At 63.2% G+C, this 19,367-nt stretch carries 17 protein-coding genes; 15 read left to right on the forward strand and 2 right to left on the reverse strand.

Annotated features, from left to right (window positions below; all coding sequences use genetic code 11):
* Nucleotides 1-586 precede the first annotated feature (586 nt).
* The 9 genes from BMI88_RS19645 (at nt 587) to BMI88_RS16870 (ending at nt 12,428) form a co-directional block, all read left to right on the forward strand.
* Nucleotides 587-1,174, forward strand: coding sequence for a hypothetical protein (locus tag BMI88_RS19645; RefSeq protein WP_146673611.1), 588 nt, complete (start codon nt 587-589; stop codon nt 1,172-1,174).
* Nucleotides 1,175-1,859: 685 nt separating this feature from the next.
* Nucleotides 1,860-2,963 carry a transporter substrate-binding protein gene (locus tag BMI88_RS16835; protein WP_078550586.1) on the forward strand — a complete coding sequence of 368 codons (1,104 nt, stop codon included), beginning with the start codon at nt 1,860-1,862 and terminating at the stop codon, nt 2,961-2,963.
* Complete coding sequence (locus tag BMI88_RS16840; RefSeq protein WP_078541264.1) at nt 2,960-3,568, forward strand: ANTAR domain-containing protein; 609 nt, start codon at nt 2,960-2,962, stop codon at nt 3,566-3,568. The genes BMI88_RS16835 and BMI88_RS16840 overlap by 4 nt, the downstream gene beginning before the upstream one ends.
* Nucleotides 3,546-4,433, forward strand: coding sequence for an ABC transporter permease (locus BMI88_RS16845; RefSeq protein ID WP_078550588.1), 888 nt, complete (start codon nt 3,546-3,548; stop codon nt 4,431-4,433). Before BMI88_RS16840 ends, BMI88_RS16845 begins: the two co-directional genes overlap by 23 nt.
* A complete protein-coding gene (locus BMI88_RS16850) occupies nt 4,433-5,353 on the forward strand; it encodes an ABC transporter permease (RefSeq protein ID WP_078523182.1) in 921 nt (306 codons plus the stop codon). The genes BMI88_RS16845 and BMI88_RS16850 overlap by 1 nt, the downstream gene beginning before the upstream one ends.
* 81 nt (nt 5,354-5,434) lie before the next feature.
* Nucleotides 5,435-7,066, forward strand: a complete 1,632-nt coding sequence (locus BMI88_RS16855; protein ID WP_078550731.1) for an ABC transporter substrate-binding protein — start codon at nt 5,435-5,437, stop codon at nt 7,064-7,066.
* A gap of 6 nt (nt 7,067-7,072) precedes the next feature.
* On the forward strand, nt 7,073-8,032 hold the full coding sequence (locus BMI88_RS16860) for an acetamidase/formamidase family protein (RefSeq protein ID WP_078523181.1): 960 nt from the start codon (nt 7,073-7,075) through the stop codon (nt 8,030-8,032).
* A gap of 5 nt (nt 8,033-8,037) precedes the next feature.
* Nucleotides 8,038-9,852 (forward strand): ABC transporter ATP-binding protein, encoded by a 1,815-nt coding sequence (locus tag BMI88_RS16865; protein ID WP_078550733.1) that lies wholly within the window; start codon nt 8,038-8,040, stop codon nt 9,850-9,852.
* Between the two features lie 356 nt (nt 9,853-10,208).
* Nucleotides 10,209-12,428, forward strand: coding sequence for a choice-of-anchor F family protein (locus tag BMI88_RS16870; RefSeq protein ID WP_078550590.1), 2,220 nt, complete (start codon nt 10,209-10,211; stop codon nt 12,426-12,428).
* 89 nt (nt 12,429-12,517) lie between these two features.
* Here the strand turns inward: BMI88_RS16870 and BMI88_RS16875 are convergent, their stop codons facing one another.
* Both BMI88_RS16875 and BMI88_RS16880 read right to left on the reverse strand, forming a co-directional pair.
* Nucleotides 12,518-13,378 carry a polysaccharide deacetylase gene (locus BMI88_RS16875; protein WP_078550592.1) on the reverse strand — a complete coding sequence of 287 codons (861 nt, stop codon included), beginning with the start codon at nt 13,376-13,378 and terminating at the stop codon, nt 12,518-12,520.
* Between the two features lie 12 nt (nt 13,379-13,390).
* Nucleotides 13,391-14,023: a TetR/AcrR family transcriptional regulator gene (locus BMI88_RS16880; protein ID WP_078550594.1), complete on the reverse strand. Its 633-nt coding sequence runs from the start codon at nt 14,021-14,023 to the stop codon at nt 13,391-13,393.
* A 138-nt stretch (nt 14,024-14,161) separates the two neighbouring features.
* On the opposite strand from BMI88_RS16880, the gene BMI88_RS16885 reads away from it, so the two are divergent.
* From BMI88_RS16885 to speB, 6 genes are read left to right on the forward strand one after another with little or no spacing between them, the layout of a single operon-like run.
* The gene (locus tag BMI88_RS16885) at nt 14,162-15,223 is read left to right on the forward strand and encodes an ABC transporter substrate-binding protein (RefSeq protein ID WP_078550596.1); all 1,062 of its coding nucleotides are present in this window, start codon (nt 14,162-14,164) and stop codon (nt 15,221-15,223) included.
* Between the two features lie 58 nt (nt 15,224-15,281).
* Complete coding sequence (locus tag BMI88_RS16890; RefSeq protein ID WP_078550598.1) at nt 15,282-16,082, forward strand: ABC transporter permease; 801 nt, start codon at nt 15,282-15,284, stop codon at nt 16,080-16,082.
* Between the two features lie 2 nt (nt 16,083-16,084).
* Nucleotides 16,085-16,879: an ABC transporter ATP-binding protein gene (locus BMI88_RS16895; RefSeq protein WP_078550600.1), complete on the forward strand. Its 795-nt coding sequence runs from the start codon at nt 16,085-16,087 to the stop codon at nt 16,877-16,879.
* Nucleotides 16,876-17,643: an SDR family oxidoreductase gene (locus BMI88_RS16900; RefSeq protein WP_210402040.1), complete on the forward strand. Its 768-nt coding sequence runs from the start codon at nt 16,876-16,878 to the stop codon at nt 17,641-17,643. The genes BMI88_RS16895 and BMI88_RS16900 overlap by 4 nt, the downstream gene beginning before the upstream one ends.
* Entirely contained in the window at nt 17,640-18,371 is a 732-nt protein-coding gene (locus BMI88_RS16905; protein ID WP_078550601.1) for a 3-oxoacyl-ACP reductase family protein, read from the forward strand. Before BMI88_RS16900 ends, BMI88_RS16905 begins: the two co-directional genes overlap by 4 nt.
* 13 nt (nt 18,372-18,384) lie before the next feature.
* On the forward strand, nt 18,385-19,353 hold the full coding sequence (speB, locus tag BMI88_RS16910) for an agmatinase (protein ID WP_078550602.1): 969 nt from the start codon (nt 18,385-18,387) through the stop codon (nt 19,351-19,353).
* The last annotated feature ends 14 nt before the right edge of the window (nt 19,354-19,367 follow it).

The following is a 19,367-nucleotide window of genomic DNA, read 5'->3' on the forward strand; positions in this document are numbered from 1 at the left end:
AAGTGAGCGGGAGGACGAAAACACGCGACAGCACTCCTCCAAGCGAATCGCGGTTTCGTGAGTCGGCGTGAACGCCAAGCTTCCGACTTCTCCTCAAAAGCGGAAACTCTCTTTCCTCCCCCTGTGTGTGCGAGGTTTGCACGGGTTATGTCATTTCGCAAGTATTCACGAATTTGCGTGCGTCCGTGATCTCTGGAAAGGCGAACGTCCTGTCTCACCCCCGGAACTGCTGCGACGGAGCAGGTCGCAATCCGAAACTCCGGTCGCCATCAGGACCCGGGCGCCCTTCGATCTGGACCGTCATTGCAGACGATTTTTGAGAAATCGCCACGCGCGATTCTCACTGCGGCGTGAGGCTAATCCGCTCTCACATGACGCTTTTGTGCACATTTTTATGTGGATTACTTCGAAAACCCGGCATTGGCTCTCAGTCTTTTGATGGAGTGAGACTTGAAGTGTTTCGTGGGCTCTCCCGAAGTGTAGCAGTGTAAATTAATGCCAAAATATTTAGAGAGGAAAGTCTTTGTTTAGAGAGCTGAGACTCGCAGTAATCTGCTTTCGAGAACGGCCGTGTTTGAGGTCTTTTTTGGAGCTATCTCTTCGGGTATCGGCGGTATTCTTTATCTACGGCTGGCTCCTTCCCGCTTTTTTGGTTCTCATTACCGGTAGTATTTTTGGCTCGTTGTTCTCGAGCTTTGATGTGTCAATTTCGTCATTCCTTCCAGCTTCATATTTGGATGCGACTTGGTTGCGTGGGAACGCCTGCGGTGCGCAGGTTCCAATGTTCTCTCTATGGCTTATGAATTTTGGTCTATTGTTTTATTCTGCCATAAGTGCATTTCTATCAATTATTTTTTTTCTGTCTCCTGTTCTCCGAACGAAGGGGGCGGCGGCCGTCGCTGTCGCGGCGAGGGATTTTTCTAAATTTAGTTTCCTAAACAACCCCGCTGGAGTGTCGATAGTTATTACTGGGTTTGGAGCTTTAATTTTGTATAACTTTGGTTTTTCGAGTTTTACAGATTTTGACCTTTTTGATGGGAAGTTTTTGTGTGTTGCGCCTTTGCTGCTTATTGTTGTTCAAACTCTTGTGCTAGGGTTGGGGGCGTTCTTATTTATCTTTGGTGTGTCTTACTCTTTGATGAGTCTGTATGTGTGGATAGAGGGGAAAGTATAATGCTCTCAACATTCACTAAGCGAGTTTGCGAGATGCGCCAGGCCTTGTTCGGGCGACCCACGCGCTGATCTGTGAGTAGGTAGGGATAGATAGGCGCCTCGCCACCGGCCTGCTGGTATTGGGTTACTGGTAGATCGGCATCGGCCTCATTCGGCGTATTAGCCGCCGAATGCTCCAAACCGAAGCCGATTGGAATAGACCGTCAGAAACTGGGATTTGCTCCACTTCAGAGCGCTCTCCATCGCGCTACCCCGCATGGCTCTCACCCAAATCGCCGAACGTCACCGTCGAGACCGTGACACACTCAGACCAGGCAACCCGCCCCTCCGTCAGACGATGCCTGATCGCCCCCAAATGAGATCACCCGCGCTCCTGTTCGCGCCGCCATGTCCGAAGACACCGCCCGGTTCATCATGGACGATTCTCACTGCGGCGTGAGACCAATCCGCGCTCACATGACGCTTTTGTGCACAAATTTTATGCAACTCACCGCGAAAATCCCCCTCTGACTCCTGATCCCGGCGCGGTTTCGCAATTTGCGCTTGTCGGCTGACGGGCGCGCTGCAAACCTGAAACCACATCGGAATAACCCGAACGGCATTCGCGCCTCGCTTTGACACCGCACGTTAGCGGCAAGTCAGCGGGGCGTTTTGCGTTTTGGCTCAGAGGGTCTGCAAGAGTGGAAATGAAGAAACGGATTGAACTTGGCCTGCTGTATTCCCGCTCGGGAAGCTATTCGCTGATCTCCGAAGCCTGCCGGACCGGGGCGCTCAGCGCGATTGCCGAGATCAATTCGATGCCCGACCTCCCGATCACCTTCGCCCCGATCGAGCGCGACCCGCAGGGCAATATCGACGCCTATGGTCCGCTCTGCGAAGAAATCCTTCGCGACAGCGATGCGCGCCATGTCGTCGGCTGCGTCACCTCGTGGAGCCGCAAGGAGGTGATCCCGACGCTCGAGAAAGCGGGCGGGACGCTTTGGTATGCGGTGCCCTATGAGGGGTTCGAGGCGTCCGATCATGTCGTCTACACCCATGCCTGCCCGAACCAGCATCTGCTGCCGCTGCTTGGCTGGGCCTTTGCGCGGCTCGGGCGGCGGGGCTTCCTGACCGGCTCGAATTACATCTGGGGCTGGGAGATGAACCGTCTTGCGCGGGACGTGATCCTCAGCGCCAGCGGCGAGGTTCTGGGCGAGCGTTACCTGCCGCTCGGTTCGCTGGATGTCGAGCGGATGATCAATGAGATCCGCGCGACCCGGCCCGATTTCATCCTCAACAACCTGATCGGCCCGTCGCAATACGCCTTCCTCGAAGCCTATCACAAGCTCGGGCAGGAAGACGCGCATTTCCGCCCCGAGACCTGCCCGATCCTATCGTGCAATCTGACCGAATGCGAGTTGCCCGCCATTCACCCGGACGCGGTCGAGGGTCTGGTCGCCGCCGGGCCGTATTTCCGGGGCGCGACCGGCTGGCCGCAGGCGCAGCGCAATTTCGGCTCCTCGCATGAAGCAGCCGCATGGTCGTCGGTCTATCGCCTCGCGATTTTGCTGTCGGGGCATGAAGACGCTGCCGAGCAGAGCCTCGCGCAGCTGTTGCACGATGCGCCGCAGGGCTCGGAGGGGATCGACCTGTCGACCCATCACACCGCCCTGCCCGTCCTGATCGCGCAGGTCGAGAACGGCGCCTTCGCGGTCCGCGAGCGGTTCGAGGCCGTCGCGGGCGATCCCTATCTCGCACGCGGCCGCAATCCGATCGCGCCCGGAGCGCCCCGGCTGAAGGTGGTCTCATGAAGCGCAAGATCCGCATCCCCGATCTCGGCGGCGCGCGCGCCTATATCCTGCACCGCCCCCACGCGACCGTGCAGGCACTCGAGCGGCAATTGCGCGCGATCGGCCTGACGGTCGTGCATTGCTGGCCCGAGCTGCCCGCCGAGGCCCTGTCGGGGGATTTCGTCTTCTTCGACGCCGATCAGGGCTATGACGAGCAATTCCCGTGGAAGCCCGGCGAAAGCCCGATGCCGATGATCGCCTTGATCGGCACCGAAGCGCCCGGCCGGATCGAATGGTCGCTGGAGGCCGGCGCACATGCGCAGATCCTCAAACCCGTGGGCGATGGCGGGGTCTATTCGGCGCTGCTGATCGCGCAGCTCGCCTTCGAGGCGCGGGCGCAGCTCTCGGGCGAGATCGCGGATCTGCGTCGCAGGCTCGATGAGCGCCAGACGGTGGTGCGGGCGGTCACGCTGCTCGCCGCGCGGGGCAAGAGCGAGGCCGAGGCCTATGACCAGCTGCGCCAGATGGCGATGGCCTGGCGCGTGACGTTCGAAGACGCCGCGCGCCGCATCGTCGCCAACCATGACGAACAAAGGAAGAGTGATGACCGACGCGACCTTGGCTGAGGGACCGGCCCGACCGCAAAGCGCCTTGCGCCGCCTGATGCGCCGCAAGCTCGCGCTGCTGGGCTTTGCGATCATCGCGATCGTGACGCTCGGTGCGATCTTCGCGCCGTGGATCGCCCCTTTCGAGCCGCAGGAGCAGATGTTCGACGGGCTGACGCTGGAAGGCTCGCCCATGCCGCCGGGCGAGAAGTTCTGGCTCGGCACCGACCTGCTGGGCCGCGACCTGTTCTCGCGCATCCTCTATGGCGCGCGGACCTCGCTGATCATCGGCGTGGTCGCGAATGGCCTCGCGCTGATCATCGGCACGCTGATCGGCGTCACCGCGGGCTATTTCCGCGGCTGGATCGGCGCGGTGCTGATGCGCTTCACCGACCTTATGATGGCCTTCCCGGCGCTGCTGCTGGCGATCTGTCTCGCCGCGATCTTCACACCGTCGCTTTGGATCGTCGCGATGGTGATCGCGCTGGTGAACTGGGTGCAGACGGCCCGCGTGGTCTTCACCGAGACCTCGGCGCTGGCCGAGCGCGAATTCGTCGCCGCCGAGCGCACGCTGGGCGCTGGCACGGTGCGCATCCTGTTCCGCCATATCCTGCCGCATCTGGTGCCGATGATCATCGTCTGGGGCACGCTGGGGATTTCGACCACGGTGCTGCTGGAGGCGACGCTGAGCTATCTCGGCGTGGGCGTTCAGCCCCCGACGCCAAGCTGGGGCAACATCATCTTCGAGAACCAGACCTACTTCCAGGCGGCCCCGTGGCTCGTCTTCATCCCGGGCGCCGCGATCCTGTTGCTGGCGCTGTCCTTCAACCTCGTGGGCGACGCGCTGCGCGACGTGCTCGACCCGACGCAGAGAGGGCGTGAGTGATGCTGGCCTATCTGATCCGCCGCCTGATCCAGGCCGCCCTGATCCTGCTGGGCGTGTCCTTCATCACCTTCTTCCTGCTCTTCGTGCTGCCGGCCGATCCGGTGCGCCAGATCGCGGGCCGTTCGGCCACGCCCGAGACGGTCGCCAATATCCGCCACCAGCTTGGCCTCGATCAGCCCTTCATCGTGCAATACTGGCACTACCTGACCGGTCTGGTCCAAGGCGATATGGGGCGCAGCTATCTGCAGAAAACCGAAGTCGCGACCCTGATTGCCGCGCGTCTGCCCGCGACGCTTCTTCTGATGCTGGGCGCGATCGTGGCCGAGCTGATCATGGGGCTCACGCTGGGGATCGTGGCCGCGATCCGGCGCGGCGGCGCGCTCGATCAGTCGCTGATGATCACCTCTTTCGTCGCGGTCTCCGCGCCGCAATTCGTGGTCGGCCTGCTCCTGCTCTATGTCTTCGCGGTCAAGCTGAGCTGGTTCCCGATCGGCGGTTACGGCAGCTTCTCGAACCTCGTGCTGCCCGCGCTCACGCTCGGGATCATGGGCTCGGGCTGGTATAGCCGGATGATGCGCTCGAGCATGATCGACGTGCTGCGCTCGGACTATATCCGCACCGCGCGCGCCAAGGGTCTGCGGCGTTTCCGGGTGCTGGCACTGCACGCGATGCCCAACGCCATCCTGCCGATCATCGCGATGATCGGGATCGATATCGGCATCTTCATGTCCGGCATCGTCGTCGTGGAAAGCGTCTTCGGCTGGCCCGGTATCGGGCAGCTCGCCTGGCAGGCGATCCAGCGCGTCGACATCCCGATCATCATGGGCGTCACGCTCGTTTCCGCCTGCGCGATCGTGCTGGGCAACCTGCTGGCCGACCTGATCACCCCTTTCATCGATCCGCGCATCAAGCTGCGCTGATCGCAATCAGATACCCCGGGCCAACCGGGGAGCGAACCAAAAGAAAAGTCCAACTGACGGAGAACACCTCAAATGAGCCTGATGAAAAACATCCTTGCCACAAGCGCGCTGTCGCTCTCGCTGGGTCTCGCCAGCTTCGCCTCGGCGCAGGACTACCAGCCCGATCCGAACGCCAAGCCCGGCGGCAATATCATCGTGACCTACAAGGACGATGTGGCCACGCTCGACCCGGCAATCGGCTATGACTGGCAGAACTGGTCGATGATCAAATCCGTCTTCGACGGTCTGATGGATTACGTCCCCGGCACCACCGAACTGCGCCCCGGTCTTGCCGAGAGCTACGAGATTTCCGACGACGGCACGACCTTCACCTTCAAGCTGCGCGAGGGCGTGAAATTCCACAACGGCCGCGAGATGACGGCCGAGGACGTGAAATACTCGCTCGACCGCGTCACCACCCCCGCGACCCAATCGCCGGGTGCCGGTTTCTTCGGCTCGATCAAGGGCTATGACGCGATGGCGGACGGTTCGGCCACCAGCCTCGAAGGCGTCACCGTCGTCGATCCCTACACCGTCAAGATCGAGCTTTCGCGCCCCGATGCGACCTTCCTGCACGTGATGGCGCTGAACTTCGCCTCGGTCGTGCCGAAGGAAGCGGTCGACGAATACGGCACCGATTTCGGCAAGCATCCCGTCGGCACCGGCGCGTTCAAGCTGTCTGACTGGACCATCGGTCAGCAGCTCGTGTTCGAGAAGAACGCCGACTACTGGCGCGAGGGTGTGCCCTATCTCGATAGCATCACTTTTGAGGTCGGTCAGGAGCCGATCGTGGCGCTGCTGCGGCTTCAACAGGGTGAGGTGGACGTGCCCGGCGACGGCATCCCGCCGGCGAAGTTCAACGAGGTGATGGACAATCCCGACGAGGCCAAGCGGGTCGTCGTGGGTGGCCAGCTGCATACCGGCTACATCACGCTCAACGTCCAGATGGAGCCCTTCGACAAGGTCGAGGTGCGTCAGGCGATGAACATGGCGATCAACAAGGACCGCATCGTTCAGATGATCAACGGTCGCGCCACGCCCGCGAACCAGCCGCTGCCGCCGTCGATGCCGGGCTATACCAAGGATTACGAAGGCTATCCCTTCGATCAGGAAAAGGCCAAGCAGATGCTCGCGGATGCGGGCTATCCCGACGGGTTCGAGACTGAGCTCTACGTGATGAACACCGACCCGAACCCGCGTATCGCGCAGGCGATCCAGCAGGACCTGTCGCAGATCGGCGTGAAGGTCGACATCAAGGCGCTGGCGCAGGCCAACGTGATCGAAGCAGGCGGCACGCCGAAGACCGCGCCGATGATCTGGTCGGGCGGCATGGCGTGGATCGCCGACTTCCCCGATCCGTCCAACTTCTACGGGCCCATCCTGGGCTGCGCGGGCGCGGTCGAGGGCGGCTGGAACTGGTCGTGGTATTGCAACGAGGAACTCGACGCGATGGCCACCGAGGCGGACTCGATCACCGATCCGGCCAAGCAGGACGAGCGCCTGCAGAAATGGTCCGACGTCTACATGAAGGTCATGGAAGACGCCCCGTGGGTCCCGGTGTTCAACGAGAACCGTTACACCATGAAGTCGGGCCGTATGGGTGGCGCGGATGCGCTCTATGTCGACCCGGTCTCGATTCCGGTCAACTACGACTACGTGTACGTGACGGAGTAAGCGCGCATGTGCAAAGCCTGTGACTATACGATCCATGGCGCACAGCACCATTTCGGCTGGGACAACTCGTTTGTCCCGGCCGAGACGGTGGCCCCGGGATCGACCATCGAATTCCACTGCCACGACAGCTCGGCCGGACAGCTCGGGCCGTCCTCGACGGTGGAAGACGTCAAGACGCTCGATTTCGGCAAGATCAACCCGGTCTCCGGCCCGATCTATGTCGAAGGGGCGAAACCCGGTGACGTGCTCAAGGTCACCATCGACAGCTTCACACCGCGCGAGCAGGAAGGCTCCGCCTGGGGCTGGACCGCGAATATCCCGGGCTTCGGCCTGCTGGCGGATCAGTTCGAAGATCCGGCGCTGACGATCTGGAAATACGACGCGGCCTCGCCCGACAAGGCGCTTTGGGGCAGCGAGGGCAAGGTCGGCCTCAAGCCGTTCTGCGGCACCATCGGCGTCGCCCCGGCCGAAAAAGGCCTGCATTCCATCGTGCCCCCGCGCCGCGTGGGCGGCAATCTCGACATTCGCGATCTGGCGGCGGGCACCACGCTCTATCTGCCGGTCGAGGTCGACGGCGCGCTGTTCTCGGTGGGCGACACCCATGCCGCCCAAGGCGATGGCGAGGTCTGCGGCACCGCGATCGAGAGCCCGATGAACTGCGTGCTTAGCTTCGATCTTATCAAGAACGAGACGCTGAAATTCCCGCGCTTCACCACGCCGGGGCCGGTCACGCGCCATCTCGACACGGCGGGCTACGAAGTCACGACGGGCATCGGCCCCGACCTGATGTCGGGCGCGCGCGATGCGGTCTCCGGCATGATCGATCTTCTGTGCGCACAGCGCGGCATGTCGGCGGTCGACGCCTATATGCTGGTCTCGACCTGTGGCGATCTGCGCATTTCCGAGATCGTCGATATGCCCAACTGGGTCGTCAGCTTCTATTTCCCGAGAAACGTGTTCGAATGATCGAAATGAAACAAACGCAAGCCGGGGCCGTCACGGCCCCGGAGCCCGCCCAGCCGGTGCTGTCCGTCGAGGGTCTCACGATCTCGGTGCGCTCCGAGGGGCACGAGCGGGCGCTGGTGAGCGATCTGAGCTTCACGCTCGCGCGCGGCGAGACCATCGCCATCGCGGGCGAGAGCGGCTCGGGCAAGTCGCTGACCTCTCTGGCGATCATGGGGCTGTTGCCGCCCCCTGCCCTGCGGGTCAGTTCGGGCGCGATCCGCTTTCAGGGCGAAGACCTCACGCGCCTGCCCGAAAGCCGGATGCGCGCCATGCGCGGCAACCGCATCGCGATGATCTTCCAGGAGCCGATGACGTCGCTCAACCCGGTGCTGAGCATCGGCCTGCAACTTTCCGAGGCGATCCGCGCGCATGAGCCGGTCTCGAAACGCGAGGCCCGCGCCCGCGCACTCGAGGCGCTGCGCCGCGTGCGTATCTCCGAGCCCGAGCGACGGATGACCCAATATCCGCACGAACTTTCCGGCGGCATGCGGCAGCGCGTGATGATCGCGATGGCGCTGGCGCTGCGCCCCGACGTGCTGATCGCCGACGAGCCGACCACCGCGCTCGACGTGACGGTGCAACGCGAGGTGCTCGACCTGCTGCGCGATCTGCAAAGCGAGATGGGCACCGCAATTATCCTGATCACCCATGACATGGGCGTGGTGGCCGAGATGGCCGAGCGCGTCATCGTCATGAAACAGGGTCAGGCGGTCGAGACGGGCGCTGTCTCGCAGATTTTCACCGCCCCGCGCGAGGCCTATACGCAAGACCTTTTGGCCGCCGTGCCGCGCATGGGCGATGGCAGCGGTGCTTCCGGCGCATCCCCGGATGCGAAACCCGTGGCGCGGCTGCGCGACGTGAAGGTGCATTTCGACATTCGCGGCGGGATCCTGTCGCAGGTCACGCATCGCGTCCACGCGGTCGAAGGCGTCAGCTTCGACATCATGGAGGGCGAGACCTTCTCGCTCGTCGGCGAAAGCGGCTGCGGCAAATCCACCATCGCGAAAGCGCTGACCGGGCTCGTGCCGCATCAGGGCCGCATCGAGGTCGCAGGCCACACTATGGGCGGGCTGAGCGGCGCGAAGATGAAAGAGATGCGCCGCGACGTGCAGATCGTGTTTCAGGACCCGATGGCCGCGCTCGATCCGCGGATGCGCGTGGGCGATCTGGTGGCCGAGCCGCTGGTCATCCACGGGATCGGCACACCCGAGGAGCAGCGCGAAAAAGTCGCGGGCCTGTTCGAGCGCGTCGGCCTCACCCGCGATCAACTCGACCGCTATCCGCATGAGTTTTCGGGCGGCCAGCGTCAGCGGATCTGCATCGCCCGCGCGCTGGCGCTGCAGCCGAAGCTGATCATCGCGGATGAAAGCGTCTCGGCGCTGGATGTGTCGGTGCAGGCGCGTGTGCTGGACCTTCTGGAGGCGCTGAAACGCGAGTTCGGCATCGCCTATCTGTTCATCAGTCACGACATGGCGGTGGTCGAGAATATCTCGGACCGGATCGCGGTGATGTATATGGGCCAGATCGTGGAGATGGGCACGCGCGCGCAGATTTTCGGCGCGCCGCAGCATCCCTACACCAAGCGCCTGATGGCCGCCGTGCCGATCCCCAATCCCGACAAGGTCCGCGAGCCCACGCCGCGCCTGTCCGGCGAGGTGCCGAGCCCGGTCTACAAGCTGGGCACGGGTCCGCAGCGCCTGATGCTGCGCAATCTCGGCGACGGGCATCTCGTGGCGGATAGCGACCTGCCCGCGATGCCGACCGAGACGGCGGCGGAATAGCACGAAATCGCGCACAGGGCGGGCGAAATTCTCCGCGCCGCCCTGTGCTTTCAAGGCCGTTTTCGGGCTGCAAACCGCAGCCCCTTCTCAAGGCCATTCATAGGCGGCAAGACAAAAGCGACATCCACCCCGTCTCTTTTCCGCAACACCCCGAACACCCCACCAAATCATTGATACAAATCAAAGAAAGCTTCCGGGCGGAAGCTTAGCGCGGTGACTGAAGTCCGTGCGAGGGAACTTCTGAAACGCGCCGAGGCAAACGCACGGACAGGTTGTCAGTTCAATTACGTAAAGAGTGGCTCGATTGACGTACGATTTCTTGTCGTAGCGTTTGCCTTGGGGAATGGGGACAAAGAATGTCGAATACACTACTCACCAATTTGAAACGCACCGTAGCGCCCGCCGCTTTGCTGCTGTGCCTCGGGAATCCGGCCTGGTCGGGCACCTTTGATGACGCACCCGTCATCAGCGTGACCGGCGATGGCCTCATCTTCTCCGATCCGGCGGAAGGCGTGCAGCCGCCCGGCCTCAAGGCCGTGACGGGGGAGGTCAACGCCGACTTTCCCAACACGAACAATCCGAAGGACATCACCAACTGCCTGATGGCGAACACGCCGGATTTCACTTGCACGGCCCCTCCCGGCTCGGGCAAACGGGTGAAGACGCAGCTGACCGGCCCGACGCCGATGGATATCACGCTCTCGACCCAATCGAGCGGCGGCATCACGGAATACTATACCTACGGCAAGACCTCGAACCTCACCGGCGCCCGCATTATCGCCTTCAAGGTGCAGCTCGGCACCGGCTCGGGTGACAGCTTCACCCCCTTCGACCCGAGCGATCCCCAGACCGCGGCACTCTTCGATCCCGATTACATCTCGAAGTTCAACCTGCCCGACGGGCTCTTCGGCGATGGCGGTCAGGAAGAGGCAGGCATCGGCTTCTTCGACAGCACCTCCGCCGAGATGACCATTGCGAACAACGCCAACACGCTCGACGCGACGAACCTGTCGAACGGCGTTCTGGCCACCTATTTCGGCAACTCGCTGATCGACAACAGCATGCTGCCGAAAGCGATCTTCTGGGACGCGACCGGCACGGCCGTCGCCTCGGACGAGGCCCAGCTCATCGCGTGGTACAACCTGAGCGCCGGTCAGTGGCAGTATGGCAATCTGGGCGTCGACAGCTCGACCTATCTGGACAGCAAGCTGCAGGCGATGGCCGACTCGCTGGGCGTCACGGTCGCGGATCTCGGCTATACCGGCGGCGGCGCGGTGCCTGCCGATATCGTCGCGGCGATGCAGGCAAATGGCCTCTACACGCAGGACGTGGTCGAGGATCTTCGCAACCTGAACCTGAACTACATCATCGATCTCGGCGATGTCGCAGGCAGCAATGTCACGATGCGCATCGCGCCGATCTTCGCGCCGATCGTCGAGCAGACCGCGACCCGCTACCAGTTCGCAACCGCCGGGCGCCTCGATGCGGCAGCCAACATCCCCTATCTCGATATCGGGAATGCGGAGACCTATCAGACCGCGATCAGCGACATCATGGCGATCACGGATCCGGTCGCGCGCAACGACATGCTCGAGACGACGGGCTACAGCTTCCTGCCCGCCTTTGGCGCTGTCGGCTTCGAGTTCGGGCAGAACATCACGAAAGGGATCGGTCGTCCGGTTGCGCAGACGCAGAACGGATCGGTCACGCTTTCGACGATGGGCGGGCCGACCTCGTGGAAGATCGGCGACGACACCTATGCCTTCGTCTCGGCGGGGGCGCAGAAAGCCAATTACGACCGCACCACCAATGCGATCGGCTATGACGTCAAATCGCATTACATGATGGTCGGCGGCGAGAAATTCGTCGGCAATCAAGTCTCGGTCGGCCTCTTCGGCGGCTACTCGGACGGCACGTCCGACGCCGATCAGAGCCGCGGCAGCATCGATGGCTCCGGCGGCTTCGTCGGTGGCTTCGTGCGGACGGCCTTCGGCAATGGCGGCGCGGCGCAGTTCATGATCGGCTATCAGGACCTTTCCTACGACATGAGCCGCAATGTCATGGGATCGACCGCACGGGCGAGCACGGATGGCCATCAGGTCTTCGGCGCGATCGATGCCGAATACATGTTCGGGCAAGATCGTCTTCGCTTCGGCCCGACGGGTTCGCTCGAAATGTATCACCTCTCGGTGGACGGCTTCGACGAAACCGGCGCGGGCGCGTGGAACCTGTCCGTCGGGGATCAATCCGGCACCGTGACCGTCGCCTCCGCCGGGATGCGTGGCCAATATGCGCTGTCGTCGAGCGCACAGGCCCCGACCCTGTCCGGTGCGATCAAGTACAACAAGGTCAGCGGCGACGATCAGCTCGTTCAGACCGCTTTCGTCGGGCTGCCCTCCAGCGCAACCCCGGTCGACGGCTTCGACATGAACTGGGTGACGGCGGATGTCGGGATCGACGTGCCGCTCAGCCAAACCGGAACGTTCTCCTCCAGCCTGCATGCCGGGATCTCGGGGACCTTCTCGAGCGACTATGAGAGCCACGCGCTGCAGGTGTCCTTCAACGCGAAGTTCTGAGCGCTCACAGGCCTAAACGAAGACACCGCGGCGCTTTTCGGCGCCGCGGTGCATTTATATTCGGAGGTTAGTCGCTTTCGCAGAGGGCGTTACCCCTCCATCCCGATCCGTTCCCGCCGCAGCGTCGACGCCCCGGATTTCGCATGGCTAGCGATCTCTTCCATCGGGGCGAACCAGACGTCGCCCGCCTCCACGGCGCGCTCCAGCAGACGCTCCATCTCGCGCCAGCGCGCCAGACGGCCCGTCAGGAACGGGTGCAGAACCGGCATCCAGAACCCGCCCGCCTCGTGCATCGCGTCGAATTCCTCGGCGAAGGCACGGATGCCGTCCGAGGGCGCGCGGATCGGCATCAGGTAGTCGATCTCGCCGAAATGCGCGAAGGGCGGCCAGTCATCGGTGCCCCAATGCGGCGGCACTTCGATCAGGCTGCCTTTCGGCGTCTCGACCAGATAGGGCAACTCGTCAGCCATCATCGAGCTGTCATAGAGAAACCCGTGCTCGATCAACCGGTTGAGCATCGCGGGCGTGAAGGAATAGACCGGCGCGCGATAGCCGCGCGGCTTGCGCCCGGTCATCGTTACATGGACCTCCAGCGCGCGTTCGAACAGCTCCGCCTCGCGTTCGTCGGAATGCTCCATCGGGTCTTCGTGCATCCACGAATGATGCCCGATCTCGTGCCCCGCCTTCAGGATCGCCTCGACCGTCTCGGGGTAATTCTGCATCACCCAAGCGGGCATGAAGAAGGTCTGGGTCAGGCCCAGACGGCGATAGGTTTCGAGGATGCGCGGCACGGCGACCGTCGGCCCGTAGCGGCCCATCGAGATCGGCTGCAAACGCAGTTCGGCATCTTCGGGACGGGCGGTGCGGATCAGCGAATCCGCGTCGATATCGAAGGTCACGCAGGCGGCGCTGCGCTTGGCCTCGGGCCAGGTGATCGGGTTGAGAAACATGTCACTCTCCGCTCAGGAAGGATCGGCGGACACCGGGAGCGTCACCGAGAACAGCGCCACGAGATCGTTGCGCAGCCAGGTCTCGATCTCGTCCCGGCGCGCGGCGTCGGTGGAAATGAACTGGATGAAACGGGCGTTTTGCAGCTGAAACAGCGCCCGGCCCAGATGGAGCGGGTTCAGATCAGCGTTGAGCCTCCCGTCCCGCTGCATCGCCTCGATCCGGCGCACCAGCACCGATGCAAGCTGTTCGTCGAGCTTGAAATAGGCCTTGGAAAGCTGCGTCCCCGCCTCGATCGTCACCGCCGCGATGACCTGACGCCAGATGTCTTTCTCCAGCGTCTGCATCGCGTGAACCATGATCTCGTGCGCGAACGCCACCGTCAGCTCGACGAGATCGGCTTCCGGCCCGGGCAGCGTCGAATCGAGCCGTTCCAGCAGTTGTTTGTCGCTTTCGATCACCAGCGCGAGCAGCACCCCGGCCTTGGTTCCGTAGTAGTTATGGACCGTTACGCCCGAGACGCCGGCAGCCACCGCGATCGCCTCGATCGTCGTCTTGTCATAGCCCTTCTCGCGAAAAAGCTCTTTGGCCGATGTGACGATGCGGTTGCGACGGTCTTGTTTTTGTTGGGCGCGCAGGTTGCTCACTAAGTCCTCCTAGGGTTGCGAACAGTTTTCGGCAATTGGTCATCTTTGGTCAAGACAAATTTTTTATTGCATAAAAGTTTTTATCGAATAAAGTTTTTGTACAAGATCAAGAATCCATACCAACAGCGAGGTCCGCTTATGCGCTCCGTACTCAAACTCGCCGCCGCCTCCGCGGTCGCCCTCTCCGCGGGCAGCCTCTCCGCTGCCGCCGCTGAAACCGTCAATGTCGGGGTCTGTGTCTCCTGGCCGGGCTATGCCATGCTCGAAGTCGCCAAGGAAAAGAACCTGATCCCCGATTACGACCTGAACATCACGATCTTCGAGGATCCGCTGGGCGGTCATGCCGCCCTCGCCGCGGGTCAGCTCGACGTCTATGGCTGCACCGCCGATTACACGCCGCTGGTCGTGGATCGCGGCACCGATGTGGTCAACGTGGCCCAACTCAACCCCTCCTACGGGGTCGATCACGTCATCCTCGCGCCCGATACCGAGCCCGCCGACCTGCCCGGCAAAAAGGTCTCGGCCCCGCAGGCCTATATCGGTCAGCTGCTGATGGGGATCTGGCTCGATTCCGAGGGCATCACCCCCGATCAGGTCGAGTGGGTGAACCTCAATGCCGATGAAGCCGTCGGTCCGATGATGTCGGGCGATCTGTCGGCTGCCTACATGTACGAGCCGTGGATCTCCAAGGTTCTCGAGGCAAAACCCGGCGCGCGGTCCATCGTGAACACCGCCGATCCGGAGATGCTGAAGACCGGGATCTTCATGGACGCTCTGTATATGAACAAGAACTTCATCGCCAATGACCGCGAGGCGGCGCTGGCCGTGCTGAAGGCGCGTTGCGAAGGGCTGGCCTACTGGAACCAGCACACCGAGGAGACCAACAAGATGCTCGCCTCCTTCCTGCAATGGCCCGAAGAAGATATCGGCTACGTCATCGGAACCAACGGCAAGTCCTTCGAGGGCGGCATCTACATGATGGACTTCGACGAATCCGCCCGCCTGTGCGGCGTACTCGACGGCGAAGGCCCGCTCGGGATGGCCAACGGTTCGATGGTCGACTCGATCGCGATGACCAATGACTGGTGGATCAAGCTCGGTCTGATGGAAAACAAGATCGACGCGTCGAAAGGCATCGACTGCTCGCTGATGGGCGATCTGGTCGAAGCCGGTTACCGCCAGAGCCTGAGCGCTCACTAAACCCCTCGGGAAGCGCCGATCCCCGGCGCTTCCCTTCCCCCAAGCCGGAGCATCTACCTTGAGCGCCCGACCCACTCCCTTTCTCCAGCTGCGCAAGCCCGTGAGCCGCCGTCAGAAGCTGCTTTCCGCGCTCGCCATCTGGGTGCTGTTCTTCGGCATCTGGATCGTCGCCTCGGCCAGCGGTCTGGTGAACCCGCTTCTCGTCCCAGCCCCGCAGCAGGTCTTCGCGACCACCTTCGATCTGTTCTTCAGCCGCGGGTTCGGCAGCGACGTCCTGATCTCCATCAGCCGCGTGCTGATCGCCTTCGCGCTGGCCAGCGCCGTGGCGGTGCCGCTGGGTGTGATGATGGGGTCCTTCCCCGCGATCGAGGCTTTCTTCGCACCCTTCGTCTCGGCCTGGCGCTACCTCCCCGCGCCCTCCTTCATCCCGATCCTGCTGATGTGGTTCGGGACCGGCGAGGCGCCGAAACTGGCGCTGCTGTTCCTCGGCGTGATCTTCTTCCTGATCACCCTAATCATGGATCACACCAAGAATGTGCGCGAGGAGCTGGTCGAGACCGCCCTGACGCTGGGCGCGCCGCGCCGCAAGGTGGTGGCCCGCGTGATCTTCCCCGCCGTGCTGCCCGATATCGTGACCGCGATGCGCCAGATGCTGGCGATGACCTGGACCTATCTGGTGATCGCCGAGATCGTCGCCTCCACCACCGGTATCGGCGCGATGATGATGCGCGCGCGTCGCTTCCTGAACACCGATGAGATCCTGTCGGGGATCGTCGTGATCGGGGTGCTGGGGCTGCTCTTCGACCTCACTTTCTCCGCCCTGCACCGCTGGGCCTTCCCCTATCTGAGAAAGGCGTGACCATGAGTGCCGAAACCGCATTGGAAATCCGCGAGATCTCGAAGGAATTCGAGCTCTCGGGCGGGCGCAAGCTGGTCGCCGTCGAGGGCGCGGGCTTCACCGTCGAACGCAACTCGATCTGTGTCCTGCTCGGCCCGTCGGGCTGCGGGAAATCGACGATCCTGCGCATGATCGCAGGGCTCGAGACCCCGAGCGGCGGCGAGATCATCATCGGCGGACGCCGCGTCGAGGGACCGGGCCGCGACCGGGGCATGGTCTTTCAGGCCTACACCTCCTTCGACTGGCTGACGGTGCGCAAGAATGTCGAGTTCGGGATGCAGATCAACGGCGTCCCGGCCGCCGAGCGCCGCGAACGCGCGGAACGCTTCATCAACCTCGTGGGGCTCGGGAAATTCGCCGAGGCCTACCCGTCGCAGCTCTCGGGCGGGATGCGTCAGCGCGTGGCTATCGCGCGCACGCTGGCCAACGACCCGGAAGTGCTGCTGATGGACGAGCCCTTCGGCGCGCTCGATGCCGAGACCCGCTGGCTTATGCAGGAGCTGATGATCGACGTCGCCGAGAAGACCAACACGACGATGGTGATCGTCACCCACGATCTGGAGGAGGCGATCTTCCTCGCCGACAAAATCGTTTTCCTCTCGAGCCATCCGGGCCGCGTGAAAGAGGTGATCGTGCCCGAGTTCAAGCAAGGCGCACGTATCGCCGACAAGGAAAGGGCCGTGAAACTCGACGGCTACTCCGATCTGGAGGCCCATCTGATGCGGCTGATGCGAGAGGAAGGACGCGGCAAGGAATGAGCGTGACATTCGACTTCACCGGCAAGACCGTTCTGGTCACCGGCGCTTCGAGCGGGATCGGCTATGGCATTGCCGAAGGCTTCGCGCGCGCGGGCGCCGATCTGATCATCCTGTCCGAGACCGAGACTATCTATGACGCCGCCGAAAGCCTGCCCGGCAAGGTCCGCGCGATCCGCTGCGATATCGCAGACGCCGCGATGGTGACCGAAGCGCTGGCCGATATCGAACGCGTCGATGTGCTGGTGAACAATGCAGGCCTCGAACGCCCAACCCCGCTCAACGGTGCGAACCCGTTGGGCAATGCGACCTTCGAGCGGATCGTGGCGATCAACATCACCGGCACCCAGAACGTGACCGACGCGCTGATCTCGCGCATCCCCGAAGGCGGGCGCATCCTGAACACCGCCTCGATCTGGGCGCGCACCGCCGTGCCGGGCTTCTCGGCCTATGTCGCGAGCAAACACGCGCTTCTGGGCCTGACCCGTACATGGGCGCAGGAACTGGGCCCCCGCGGCATCCGCGTCAACGCGATCTGCCCCGGCTGGGTGAAAACCGGACCGGCGGCCAATTCGCTGCGGGAACTGGCGCAATCCAGCGGTCGCAGCGAGGCCGAGGTCGAAGCCGAAATCATGGCCGCACAAGCGATCGACGGGCTGATGGTGCCCGCCGATATGGCCGATCCTTACATGTTTCTCGCGTCCGAGGCGGGCGCGAATATCACCGGTCAGGCGCTCAACGTCGACCGCGGCGAGGTAATGTCATGAGCCTTCAGGGAAAAGTCGCGCTGGTCACTGGCGGCTCGCGCGGGATCGGGCGCGCCATCGCGCTGGCGCTGGCCGAACAGGGCGCGAAAGTCGCCTTCTGTCATCCCGACGACGCGCAGGCGCACGACACGCTGGCCGAGCTTCAAAAGCTGACCGAGGCGGAATCCCTGCCCGCCGATGTCTCCGACGAGGCACAGGTCGAGGGGATGTTCGACGCCGTCATGTCCCGCTTCGGGCGGATCGACATTCTCGTGAACAACGCGGGCATCTTGCGCGAAAGCCCGATTGCCGAGACGAAGATCGACGAGTTCGACCGGGTGATCGCGGTGAACCTACGCGGCACTTTCCTCGCGTCGCGCGCCTTCGTGCGCCGGGCCGAGGAAGGCCGGATCATCAATATCGCGAGTGATCTGGGCTTTCTGGGGCGCGAGGAAATGTCCGCCTACACCGCCTCGAAAGGTGCGATCATCGCGCTGACCCGGACGCTCGCGCGTGAGCTGGCGCCGAAGATCCTCGTCAACGCCATCGCGCCGGGCTCGATCGAGACCGATATGACGAGCCCCGCCTCGATGAGCCCCGAACAGCTGGCAATCGACATGGCGACGCCGCTCGCCCGGTTCGGCCAGCCCGAGGATATCGCCGCGATGGCCTGCTATCTCGCGGGCCCGCAGAGCAATTTCATCACCGGTCAATGCTTCGGCGTGAACGGTGGCAGCGTCATGACCTGACAGGAGCGACCCCATGTCCAGCGATCCCCTTTTCCACCCGGTTTCCGGCTTCGATCTGCCGCGCTTTGCGGGCGTGCCGACCTTCATGCGCCTGCCGCATGTCGAACTCGACAATCCGCGCCTGAAGGATGTGCAGGTCGGGTTCATCGGCAGCCCGTGGGATTCCGGCACCACCAACCGTCCCGGTCCGCGCCACGGGCCGCGCCAACTGCGCGATCTCTCGACAATGATCCGCGCGCAGAACGGCGCGACCGGCGTGCGCCCCTTCGAGATGGTCAACTGCGCCGACCTCGGCGATGTCGCCCCCAACCCCGCCGACATTCAGGATGCGATGGACCGGATCACCCGGTTCTTCGAGACCGTCCGCGCGCATGGCATCCGCCCGATCACGGCGGGTGGCGATCACCTCAACTCGCTGCCGATCCTGCGCGCGCTGGGCACGCCCGAGCCGCTCGGGATGGTGCATTTCGACAGCCATACCGACCTGTTCCACAGCTATTTCGGCGGCAATATGTACACCCACGGCACGCCCTTCCGCCGCGCCATCGAAGAGGGCCTCCTGGACCCGAAACGCGTAGTGCAGATCGGCATTCGCGGCTCGACCTATGACAGCGAGGACCGCGATTTCGCCGATAGCGTCGGCGTGCGCGTGATCCCGATCGAGGAGTTCCACACCCGCGGCGTCGAGGATGTGATGGCCGAGGCGCGCGAGATCGTCGGCACCAAGCCCACCTATCTCTCCTACGATATCGACTTCATCGACCCGGCCTTCGCCCCCGGCACCGGCACGCCCGAAGTGGGCGGCCCGACTTCCTATCAGGCGCTGCAGGTGATCCGCCTGCTCGACGGGGTGGACATCGTCGGCGCCGATCTGGTCGAGGTCTCCCCGCCCTTCGACCCGTCCGGCGCGACCGCCTTCCTCGGCGTCTCGGTGATGTTCGAGATTCTGTGCCAGATGGCGGTGCGCATGACGCGCGGGTGATCGCCGAGCCGACC

This window comes from Thioclava sp. F36-6 (assembly GCF_002020305.1).
GTDB lineage: Bacteria > Pseudomonadota > Alphaproteobacteria > Rhodobacterales > Rhodobacteraceae > Thioclava > Thioclava sediminum.

Coding starts and splice junctions, on each gene's coding strand:
- BMI88_RS16835 (WP_078550586.1), top strand. CDS start 1,860: ATGAAGAAACGGATTGAACTTGGCCTGCTGTATTCCCGCTCGGGAAGC.
- BMI88_RS16840 (WP_078541264.1), top strand. CDS start 2,960: ATGAAGCGCAAGATCCGCATCCCCGATCTCGGCGGCGCGCGCGCCTAT.
- BMI88_RS16845 (WP_078550588.1), top strand. CDS start 3,546: ATGACCGACGCGACCTTGGCTGAGGGACCGGCCCGACCGCAAAGCGCC.
- BMI88_RS16850 (WP_078523182.1), top strand. CDS start 4,433: ATGCTGGCCTATCTGATCCGCCGCCTGATCCAGGCCGCCCTGATCCTG.
- BMI88_RS16855 (WP_078550731.1), top strand. CDS start 5,435: ATGAAAAACATCCTTGCCACAAGCGCGCTGTCGCTCTCGCTGGGTCTC.
- BMI88_RS16860 (WP_078523181.1), top strand. CDS start 7,073: ATGTGCAAAGCCTGTGACTATACGATCCATGGCGCACAGCACCATTTC.
- BMI88_RS16865 (WP_078550733.1), top strand. CDS start 8,038: ATGAAACAAACGCAAGCCGGGGCCGTCACGGCCCCGGAGCCCGCCCAG.
- BMI88_RS16870 (WP_078550590.1), top strand. CDS start 10,209: ATGTCGAATACACTACTCACCAATTTGAAACGCACCGTAGCGCCCGCC.
- BMI88_RS16875 (WP_078550592.1), bottom strand. CDS start 13,378: ATGTTTCTCAACCCGATCACCTGGCCCGAGGCCAAGCGCAGCGCCGCC.
- BMI88_RS16885 (WP_078550596.1), top strand. CDS start 14,162: ATGCGCTCCGTACTCAAACTCGCCGCCGCCTCCGCGGTCGCCCTCTCC.
- BMI88_RS16895 (WP_078550600.1), top strand. CDS start 16,085: ATGAGTGCCGAAACCGCATTGGAAATCCGCGAGATCTCGAAGGAATTC.
- BMI88_RS16900 (WP_210402040.1), top strand. CDS start 16,876: ATGAGCGTGACATTCGACTTCACCGGCAAGACCGTTCTGGTCACCGGC.
- BMI88_RS16905 (WP_078550601.1), top strand. CDS start 17,640: ATGAGCCTTCAGGGAAAAGTCGCGCTGGTCACTGGCGGCTCGCGCGGG.
- speB (WP_078550602.1), top strand. CDS start 18,385: ATGTCCAGCGATCCCCTTTTCCACCCGGTTTCCGGCTTCGATCTGCCG.